Source organism: Shewanella surugensis (assembly GCF_023284005.1).
Classification (GTDB): domain Bacteria; phylum Pseudomonadota; class Gammaproteobacteria; order Enterobacterales; family Shewanellaceae; genus Shewanella; species Shewanella surugensis.
In genome coordinates this window covers 26,612-36,346 of the sequence record NZ_JAKIKS010000053.1, presented here as the reverse complement: position 1 = coordinate 36,346, position 9,735 = coordinate 26,612, and the positions used below count along the sequence as shown (strand labels likewise).

The window sequence follows — 9,735 nt, the reverse complement described above, 5'->3', positions numbered from 1 at the left end:
GAAGGTTCTCGCTTGAAGACATGTTGCCACGATTTATGTATGTCGCACTACGAACTGCTCCTATGCCACAGAAGTATTTAAGCATGGCTGAGCTTTATGGGTAATCAGGTAAATTTTTAACGCTAGCAAACGCGCTATAATATCCTGCGAAAAACGGAACTTGATACGCTTTGCCGGATTACCACCTACAACACTGTAAGCAGCTACATCTTTTGTTACAACACTGTTTGCAGCAACGATAGCCCCTTCACCAATATGGACTCCTGGCATAATCATCGCTCGCATTCCTAATCACGCCCCATCATTAATATGGGTATCACCTTTGCCAAGATAGCTTTGTTCGATATTTTCCATAAAAGGATATAAGCAGAACCAATCATCCCTATGAGTATGATTACCGCCCATTAAAATAACCACTTCGGCACCAATGCAAACATAATCTCCGATATGAAGTTGATCTATATGCCATTTAGGTTGCCATTGACGACTGACTTCATCGCCATGTAAATAACGCACAACTGAAGATTCAAATCCCTCATCATAAGCATCACTGTAATAACTATGTGTTCCCTTTACAATAATATTAGGATTGGTGGCAACCTCATGCAGTAACTGCATTTTCGACCAATGCTTATTCTGTTTCATTATCATCCCTTGCTCTACAACTTAATCATGTTTCACTTTTTGATAAGTTTGTGTTTGCCAATCATAACGATAATTAACCCCTTGCCATTCATAAAGGGTTCCATTATTGGTTTGTATCACTTTGGCATTATCCGGCAAATGTGTTAGTCCTTGACTGTACTCAACACTCGTTGTGACTTGCTTAGGGGGCGCTATCACTTTCGGTGCGCTTTGACGCCGAATAGGTTGACTCCAGCCAAAAGGAAATAGAATAGAGCTACCGTAATATCCTCCTCGGTTCCAAGGGTATCCCCAACCTGTTCCCCAGTTTGGGCCCCATCGTGAACCATAGTAGCCCCCGTAGGGATAACCGCCGTAACCACTATTCCAGCCACTGCCCACCCCGATACTCCAGCCAACGCGACTTCTGTAACCCGAGTTATAACCATAGCGACTGTTATAAGCATAAGTATTGTGGTTATTATTACGGTTAGCGTAATAATCTCTATTGTAGACATACTGATTTTTTCGGTAAGTCTGACTGTGGTTAACATTAGGTTGATGATGATATTTCGATTGGCTATTAGACACTTGCTTATGAGCGTTTTTTTGATATTTTTGCTGCGATTTTTGTTGGCTATTTTGCGAAGAGTCCGCAAACACAGATACACTGGGGAATAACAGCATGAATGCAATGATATGGGTGGTGACAATACGCATATTTTATCTCCGACGTCAAAGCTAAAAGCTAAATGGAGTTACCTTTACCTTAGTTTATACCCAAATCACTTTCAATCACCCATAACATAAAGCATTTTTAATCTCATCAAATTGAGTCTTAACTTCATCAGCGATACCCCCATTCATTCACGGTAAAATAACGATAACTTAAGCAAAGCATAGATGACTTGAACTAAGGTTAAATGCTATAGTGCCGCCCATATTTCCCCTGACATTAGAGAATATTTCCATATGAGTTTTAAGGATTTGCGTAGTTTCATTGACCACCTTGAACACAGTGGTGAATTAAAACGTATTAGCTATCCCGTTGATCCTCATCTAGAAATGACGGAAATTGCCGATAGGGTACTCCGCAGTAATGGCCCCGCTCTTTTATTTGAGAATCCTAAGGGCCACACTATCCCGGTACTGGCTAACTTATTTGGTAGCCCTAAACGTGTCGCCATGGCACTGGGTAAAGATGATCCTCTCGCCCTAAGAGATGTCGGGGAACTGTTAGCCTTTTTAAAAGAGCCTGAGCCTCCAAGAGGCTTTAAAGATGCCATTGCCAAAATTCCTAAATTTAAACAAGCCTTAAATATGCCACCCAAAACGGTGCGGAATCCGGTTTGTCAGCAAGTGGTTATCACTGGTGATGATGTTGATTTAACCCAGTTACCCGTACAGCATTGCTGGCCCGGTGACGCAGCTCCTTTGGTCAGCTGGGGATTGACTATTACCAAAGGCCCAAATAAAGAAAGGCAAAATTTAGGCATTTATCGCCAACAATTGTTAAGCCGAAATAAGCTCATCATGCGCTGGCTCGATCATCGCGGTGGTGCACTCGATTTTAAAGACTTCAAAGAGCAACATCCTGGCGAGCGTTATCCAGTCGTTGTCGCCCTTGGAAGCGATCCTGTTACCATCTTAGCCGCTGTCACCCCAGTACCCGATTCAATGAGCGAATATGCCTTTGCAGGCCTGCTTCGTGGTGAGCGCACTCAAGTTTGTAAAGCCCTAAGTTGTGATTTAGAAGTCCCAGCCAGCAGCGAAATTATCTTAGAAGGCTACATAGATCCCACCGAAATGGCAGAAGAAGGACCTTACGGCGATCATACTGGCTACTATAATGAAACCGATGAATTTCCAGTATTCACGGTCACCCATATGACTCACAGAAAAGATCCCATTTATCACAGCACCTACACTGGACGTCCACCCGATGAGCCAGCCATGTTAGGTGTCGCACTAAATGAAGTCTTTGTGCCTATTTTACAAAAACAATACCCCGAAATTGTGGATTTCTACTTGCCACCCGAGGGCTGCTCGTACCGCATGGCGGTCATTTCAATCCGCAAACAATATCCTGGCCATGCTAAACGCGTGATGATGGGCGCTTGGTCTTTTTTACGTCAATTCATGTATACCAAGTTTATTGTGGTTGTCGATGAGGATATTAATTGTCGTGACTGGCAAGATGTCATTTGGGCGATCACCACCCGAATGGATCCGAGCCGTGATACTGTCATGATCGACAATACTCCGATTGATTATTTAGATTTTGCCTCACCAGTGTCGGGACTCGGTTCTAAAATGGGATTAGATGCAACCAATAAGTGGCAAGGTGAAACCACTCGAGAATGGGGAACCCCTATCGTAATGGATGAAGCCGTAAAGCAAAAAGTCGACGATATTTGGCAAGAGTTAGGCATTGATGAGCCTACACACAAACCAAAAGTTTAAGCCATAATGTAAGCAGTATACGCCACCAATAAAATGGCATATTCAAGGAAGTTAGATGAACACCATTCGTTGTAAAATTGAAAAAGTGTCCCCCTTTAACGATGCCGTTTTTCAGGTTATTCTCAAACCTGAAACCGCCTTTGATTTTAAGGCAGGACAATATTTATGTATCGTCATGAATGAAAAAGACAAGCGTCCTTTCTCTATCGCCAGTGCCCCCGATGCTGAGCATATCGAATTACATATCGGCGCCGCTGTTAGCGAAAACTATCCTATGCAAGTTGTTCAGCGACTTCAGCAATGCCTGCAAAAAGACGGTTCAATCGAGATTGAAATCCCCGGCGGTGATGCGCACTTTAGAAGTGATAGCCAGCGTCCACGTTTACTCATTGCGGGTGGCACTGGATTTTCTTATATCAAGAGCATCGTTGAGCAGCAAATTGCATTGGATCAAGCCATAGAAACCCAACTTTATTGGGGTTGCCGTACGCAAGAAGCCATGTACTATGAAGATATTGCAAGGCAGTGGCATGACGCGCACCCTTGGTTACATTTTGTTCCTGTGATAGAAGAAGCCAGTCAAGATTGGCAAGGTAAAGAAGCCAACTTGTTAGAGCAAATTCAAGCCGACTTCACCCGCTTAACCGGCTTTGATATCTATATCGCAGGCCGATTTGATATGGTAGGCGCAGCACGGGAAGTATTCCGTAGTATGGGCGTTGAAGAAGATCATCTCTATGGTGATGCCTTCGCTTTTATCAAATAACGTCTTTAACGACCCATTGAACCTTCGGTAAAATGGATCGCTTGATCGCGCCGCCACTTATTTTAAGTCGCGGCTTTTTTATGCCTAAATGAAACCATAAGATCAACGATCCCGCCTTCGTATTCACAACTCTACATTAGCACGTTAAAAACAAAAACAGTGCCATACTCAAGACTACAGTCAGTAAGGTATTTTTGGTTAAATAAACCAAAACACAAGCCACTATTCCGGCCATTAAATATCCGTTATCCATACCCATACTAAGCTCACTGCCCTCCCGAACAAAAACAATCGGTGCTGCGATAGCCGTTAACACCGCAGGAGCTGAATAACCAAGGAAAACCTGTATTTTTTCAAATTTTTTCAAGGGTAAACGAGCTTCAAGAAAAGTGTAACGGCTCATAAAGACCACTAATGTCATCATCCCTATCATCAACCACGCCATGCGACAACCTCCTGACTCAACTTGGCATAAAGAACACCGACTATCATCCCTAACAATGTCGAGATCAATAACCCAGCTTGCACTTGATGTAATACTGCACAGACAGCCATAATAAACAACATCATGCTACTGCCTCCTGAGTCAGCTTGGCATAGAGAACACCGACTATCATCCCTAACAATGTCGAGATCAATAATCCAGCTTGCACTTGATATAATTGACATATTACGGCACTGACGGCCACGGTAAAGACACACACTAAACTGGATCGATTCTTTATCATAGGAATGATAATGGCAATAAAAGTCGCCACAATCGCAAAGTCTAAACCCCATTGATCGAATTCAGGTAAAGCATTCACCGCTAAAATGCCTAACAATGTCGATGCATTCCAGCATAGGTAAAAACTCAAGCCCGCTCCCAACAAATACCATGGTTCAAAAAGTGTTTCTGTTTCTTGTTTCAGCGAGGCAATAGCAAATAATTCATCCGTTAACAAAAAACCCAACCCCAATCTCCAGCGTAATCGTAATGGACTGATATTTTTTCTTAACGCCATAGCATAAAGTAAATGACGCGAGGTGATCAGCAAGGTAGACAATAAAATACTGCCCAAACCCACTCCAGCTTTTAGCATACCAATCGCGGCTAATTGTGCTGCGCCAGCAAAGATGGTTAACGACATAAATTGCGTTTCTAGTGGGGATAAACCCGCGTCAATCGCGAGTGAACCCGCCAGCATTCCCCAAGGTATGACCGCAATGGATAAAGGCGCGATCACCCATGCTCCTTTCAACATAGCTCGAGTACGGGATTGATAAAGTGGAGAGGTTTTCTTAAATAATATTGTCATGATTAACGCTTACAGAATAAGTCATTCCAACAGATTAAATCAAACAAGCCACTGATTATTGTATGATATTGCCTATGGCCTTAGCAAAATTTCCCGGTGTCACCCCAAGGGTCTTTTTAAAGTGACGTGAAAAATGGCTCTGATCATGAAAACCACATTCTAAAGCCACATCCAACAAGCTACTCCCCTGACTAATCAACTGCTTGGCTAACCGGAGCCTTAACTGTATTTGATAGGTATGAGGTGGCAGACCAAAATGACGTTGAAATTGCCTCAAAAGATAGCATGGACTCAAATTAACTAAATTAGCCAACTCCACTAAAGACACATCGACTTGGGGCTGATCATCTAAAAATTGTTTCACTAATAACATTTGAGGTGTTGCGGCAACATTTAACCGATTATCTGGCCTAGCTTTGCTGTGGCGAGCAACCAATTTAATCAACATCGAATAAATTAATGTTTCACGTAATAATCGATTATCTGAAGTATTCAGCGTGGTAAATCCAAGCCGCAGCATATTAGCCATATGCTCGTCATAGACCACTGCTTCAGGGAAATAAGGGGCACCATGATTTAGGCCTAACTCCCGACTGATCGATTCAAAAAGTGCAGGGACAGGATACATAGCACGGTATGACCATCCATTCTCAGTGGCAGATTGACCACTGTGCACCTCATCCGCGTTAATCAAAATAATACTGTGCTGAGGCGCAATATGATTATTTCCAGTTCTAAAAAAACGCTGCGCCCCCTCTTCTATCACACCGACAGTATAACCTTCATGACTATGACGAGAGAAATTTTGTTTATGGTAACTGGCATCCAGTCGCTCAATGCCACCCAACTCTTCAGTGAAATGATAATCTGCGCGTTCTATATTGTTCTTTTTCATCAACAACAGCTGCACGAAATAGGTATCAGCCCATCATAACGTAAACTTAAACACTTGTTTTGTACAAAATTGCGCATATTTTTATTAATTAAACAGCTTAAGGCGGTGCAGATTGTGTTTTTGCAACCAGGATAAATAATCAAAATAATAAGAGGAAACTTAACTCACTATATAGAGCTCATTGTTTCTTTGAGCCCTATTGCAATTACGCAAAAAAGCTTATCAATTAATCTTCAATCGACATTTGGTATAATTTACAGTCCTTGGTGATATCGGGAACACGCCCGTAGACTTTTTTACCTCGAGCCTGCGCAGAAAGCAACATACTGATTTGGGCGGTTTTAGATTCTTCTATCCAGCATTTCTTGGTACTACGACCACCTGGATCGCCAGGACAAGCTTCACAAAAATTGGTTCCATCATCGCCTATGACTCTTAACGTCACGTACCCATCCCGATAAGAAATCTCACTTATTTTCCCTATATCAATCGCCTCTGATGCCATTAATTGACCTGAAAGTAGCGCTCCCATGCCAAACACCATTCCCTTCAATAACCTCATTTCGTCCTCGTTGTCTTATAAAATATTGAACTTCATCTAGTATATTATCACCACAAGCCAACACACTGTTTTTTTTATAAAAGACTTATTGAATACACTCTATAACACGCCATTTTTCAACCTCTTTTGGGATATCGTGTCGACTTTAAACTCAAGATCATCTTTTTGAGGCTCATCAGCTTGTGTCTCACTCATTTTAAAAAGTGCCAAACCTTGTTGAATAGCACCATCATCACAACGACCTTGATATTCAAGCCAATGCAAGCTGTTACCCACGACGTACACACTGCCAGAGACAATCAACGATCCCAATGGCACAATCAGCCCAAAGGTTACCACACATATCCCACTTAACTGACTGGAGTATTGGCAGCCCCTTAAACTGCCCAATGCTTTTGTTTGCAACTCCCATTGGTGGGTTACGGTATGGCAGGCAGTAAATCTAGGTGGCGGTGAAGCAGGCCTCGGTGCAGGAACGGGGACTGGCACTATCATGCAAGCTTGTAAAATAAAGCAACCGATAACACTAACAAAAAGCCGTCTCACTTTTTTGAATTGTAATGGTATGGATCAACTTTTAATCTCATGTTTCATCCCTAAATTTAGCTATTTCAACTAATAAAAAAGCACAAATAAAATCCACTTCTTGATAAACACACGCACGCCATAAAGCTGATAAATTGTAAAGACCTATCAGTATAGCCCCTTTTTGTCTTTTTAATATTATACTGAAATAAACCGAGCTTCTATTGAGAGACAACATGAAAGATACTAAAGAAAAGTTTTCTTCCATCACCCTAAGCCTTCACTGGATCATCGCGATCGTGTTCATCTGCATGCTAACGGTCGGTTTCTATATGACCAACTATAATGCCTTTGCACTTTTCCCCATTCATCAGTCGACTGGGATCTTGCTGTTTATTCTGATCCTTTGGCGAGTGATTTGGCGATATATCAACGGCTGGCCTATTCCTGTCAGTCAATACAGTACCGTAGAGCGTGTTTTGGCAAGGATCGTCCATTGGTTACTCATTATCGGCATATTACTCCAGCCTATTTCCGGCATGCTAATGTCTGCAGGCAGTGGCAACGGCTTGTATGTGTTCGGTTTAGAGCTGCTTCACGCGAATCTGGATAGTGCTGGTAAAGCCATTCCCATTGCCGCTAACATAGGTGAGCTTGGTGAAAACATTCACGGTGCGGGGGCAAACATTATGGTCGCAGCGATTAGTTTGCATATTTTAGGCGCCCTCAAACATCATATCATCGATAAAGACGGAAGCTTAAGACGTATCTTTGGTAAAAATATTTAAACAATTCAAAGTTAACAGCGGCTCTGCCGCTGTTAACATAGCCATTATTGACTATCATCACTCTTAATTAACTGTACTTGCAGGCCTCAACTAGCCGATATCTTCAAGTAATGCTCCCGCTAAATCTAAAGTGTATTCACTCCAATAAAATAAATTTCAACTCACTTTAGATAGACTTTCTCATCATGTATCGCAAACATCTAACAACGGATAAACGGTCTTAATGGATCAATAATTAGAACGTGAGTACAAAAATAAACCACTCAAGAAGATCACCCATAATAAAAGCCAAAAAATTCCATTTTTCACTTGCTTAAATAAATCGATCGGGGTACCATGCGCTCGCTTTCAGAGATGGGTCGTTAGCTCAGTCGGTAGAGCAGTTGGCTTTTAACCAATTGGTCGAAGGTTCGAATCCTTCACGACCCACCACTCTGTTCTTACTAAAATCCCCCTCAAAAATCACACTATGATTTAACTATCTGTAATCATCAATGTCTAACGCTATATATCGCGTATTTCACCGACTCAAATTTAAAATCAAATCCAACCATAAAGTCAATAATTGTTTAAAATCAATGAATAAATTTAACCAGTAAAATAAGTTCTGCTTAAAAAGTCACTCATTCACGGATCAATCCCCAATATCTGCTACGAAAAAACCTAATACGCCCCCTGATATAAAATACCGCCAAGCTTTAATTCCGTAACAAAAAACATCTTCAAAAAATTTAACTACAATAAGTTAAAAGTAAAACTTCTGAGGAGAGATAACTTGTCAGATAAAGAGACATTATCACCGTTACAGCAACAATATGTCGACATCTTTGAAGAGCACATGGCGGCTGAATTTGAGCAGAAAAGCATTCATGACACGATGGCAACCATGGACAATAACCCCTATGTCATCAATATACCCACACTGCGTGGCGGAGATAATTACCACGATGTACGCGAGTTTTATGAAAAAGAATTCATCGGCCACTTTCCAGATGACATGAAAATTGAAGTCATCTCAAAGTCTTTTAATACTGATCTGCTTGTTACCGAACTCGTAATGAGCTTAAGCCATGATCAAGAGATCCCTTGGCTTCTTCCTAATGTGGCCCCAACAAACAAAAAAATAGCGTTTTTCACCATCGTCATCGTCATCGTCAACTTTAAAGACGGTAAAGTGGCCAGCGAACGAATATATTGGGATCAAGCCTCAGTACTGGCTCAAGTAGGACTGATTGACGAGGAAAAGCTGCCCGTTAATGGACAAGGCTGCGTACATAAATTATTAGAATTAGTAAAAAGCAGAGCCTAAAACCCTTCAATTTCAGCAATAAAAGTTAGACACAAAAAAGCCGCTGATAATAAAATCAGCGGCTTTCTAAGATGAGGTGAGTTGGCCGATAAGCCGGGTCCTGTCGTGGACAGTTATTCATCTAGGCCTGCAATCGCTCACAGGCTCAAGCGATCTACCCGGTTCCAACGCGAGCCACGCCATACGGAACCCTATTTGATCTTGCTTCGGGTGGAGTTTACCTTGCCATGAACTATTACTAGCCATGCGGTGCGCTCTTACCGCACCCTTTCACCCTTACCTATTCAATAAATTGAACAGGCGGTCTCCTCTCTGCTGCACTTGTCGTCGGTTCACACCGCCCAGGCGTTACCTGGCACCCTGCTCTATGAAGCCCGGACTTTCCTCCCCGCCTTGCGGCGCGGCAACTGTCTGGCCAACTCGGCGCGGAGTATACCCTCAAGCCCAGCATAAATGCAAATAACACAACTCAACTGCTCAATTGTCGAGCAAAACGGTGTGTTAC

At 42.2% G+C, this 9,735-nt stretch carries 11 protein-coding genes, 1 tRNA gene, 1 other RNA gene and 2 pseudogenes; 6 read left to right on the top strand and 9 right to left on the bottom strand.

What is annotated here, in order from left to right; translation table 11 throughout:
• Positions 1–104: pseudogene (locus L2764_RS14160) on the top strand (IS1595 family transposase); the annotation flags it as partial.
• A gap of 4 nt (positions 105–108) precedes the next feature.
• Here L2764_RS14160 and L2764_RS14155 read toward each other — a convergent pair.
• Positions 109–645: pseudogene (locus L2764_RS14155) on the bottom strand (CatB-related O-acetyltransferase); the annotation flags it as partial.
• Between the two features lie 21 nt (positions 646–666).
• A complete protein-coding gene (locus tag L2764_RS14150) occupies positions 667–1,344 on the bottom strand; it encodes a hypothetical protein (protein WP_248940897.1) in 678 nt (225 codons plus the stop codon).
• A gap of 252 nt (positions 1,345–1,596) precedes the next feature.
• On the opposite strand from L2764_RS14150, the gene ubiD reads away from it, so the two are divergent.
• Both ubiD and fre read left to right on the top strand, forming a co-directional pair.
• Positions 1,597–3,087 carry a 4-hydroxy-3-polyprenylbenzoate decarboxylase gene (ubiD, locus tag L2764_RS14145; protein ID WP_248940896.1) on the top strand — a complete coding sequence of 497 codons (1,491 nt, stop codon included), beginning with the start codon at positions 1,597–1,599 and terminating at the stop codon, positions 3,085–3,087.
• A 55-nt stretch (positions 3,088–3,142) separates the two neighbouring features.
• Positions 3,143–3,853, top strand: a complete 711-nt coding sequence (gene fre / locus L2764_RS14140) for an NAD(P)H-flavin reductase (RefSeq protein ID WP_248940895.1) — start codon at positions 3,143–3,145, stop codon at positions 3,851–3,853.
• Positions 3,854–3,989: 136 nt separating this feature from the next.
• On the opposite strand, the gene L2764_RS14135 is transcribed toward fre, so the two are convergent.
• The 6 genes from L2764_RS14135 to L2764_RS14110 form a co-directional block, all read right to left on the bottom strand.
• Entirely contained in the window at positions 3,990–4,298 is a 309-nt protein-coding gene (locus L2764_RS14135; protein WP_248940894.1) for a branched-chain amino acid transport AzlD family protein, read from the bottom strand.
• The gene (locus L2764_RS14130; protein WP_248940893.1) at positions 4,286–4,423 is read right to left on the bottom strand and encodes a hypothetical protein; all 138 of its coding nucleotides are present in this window, start codon (positions 4,421–4,423) and stop codon (positions 4,286–4,288) included. The genes L2764_RS14135 and L2764_RS14130 overlap by 13 nt, the downstream gene beginning before the upstream one ends.
• Positions 4,420–5,151 (bottom strand): AzlC family ABC transporter permease, encoded by a 732-nt coding sequence (locus L2764_RS14125; RefSeq protein ID WP_248940892.1) that lies wholly within the window; start codon positions 5,149–5,151, stop codon positions 4,420–4,422. Before L2764_RS14125 ends, L2764_RS14130 begins: the two co-directional genes overlap by 4 nt.
• A 55-nt stretch (positions 5,152–5,206) precedes the next feature.
• Positions 5,207–6,046: a helix-turn-helix transcriptional regulator gene (locus L2764_RS14120; protein ID WP_248940891.1), complete on the bottom strand. Its 840-nt coding sequence runs from the start codon at positions 6,044–6,046 to the stop codon at positions 5,207–5,209.
• 226 nt (positions 6,047–6,272) lie between these two features.
• Positions 6,273–6,608: a hypothetical protein gene (locus tag L2764_RS14115; RefSeq protein WP_248940890.1), complete on the bottom strand. Its 336-nt coding sequence runs from the start codon at positions 6,606–6,608 to the stop codon at positions 6,273–6,275.
• A 99-nt stretch (positions 6,609–6,707) separates the two neighbouring features.
• Complete coding sequence (locus tag L2764_RS14110) at positions 6,708–7,103, bottom strand: hypothetical protein (RefSeq protein ID WP_248940889.1); 396 nt, start codon at positions 7,101–7,103, stop codon at positions 6,708–6,710.
• Positions 7,104–7,369: 266 nt separating this feature from the next.
• Here L2764_RS14110 and L2764_RS14105 point away from each other — a divergent pair, with 266 nt between their 5' ends.
• The 3 genes from L2764_RS14105 (at position 7,370) to L2764_RS14095 (ending at position 9,230) form a co-directional block, all read left to right on the top strand.
• Entirely contained in the window at positions 7,370–7,921 is a 552-nt protein-coding gene (locus L2764_RS14105) for a cytochrome b (RefSeq protein ID WP_248940888.1), read from the top strand.
• A 356-nt stretch (positions 7,922–8,277) separates the two neighbouring features.
• A tRNA-Lys gene (locus L2764_RS14100) sits at positions 8,278–8,353 on the top strand.
• Between the two features lie 343 nt (positions 8,354–8,696).
• Positions 8,697–9,230, top strand: coding sequence for a nuclear transport factor 2 family protein (locus tag L2764_RS14095; RefSeq protein ID WP_248940887.1), 534 nt, complete (start codon positions 8,697–8,699; stop codon positions 9,228–9,230).
• A 73-nt stretch (positions 9,231–9,303) separates the two neighbouring features.
• Here L2764_RS14095 and rnpB read toward each other — a convergent pair.
• An RNA gene (gene rnpB, locus L2764_RS14090) (RNase P RNA component class A) lies at positions 9,304–9,653 on the bottom strand.
• Positions 9,654–9,735: the final 82 nt, after the last annotated feature.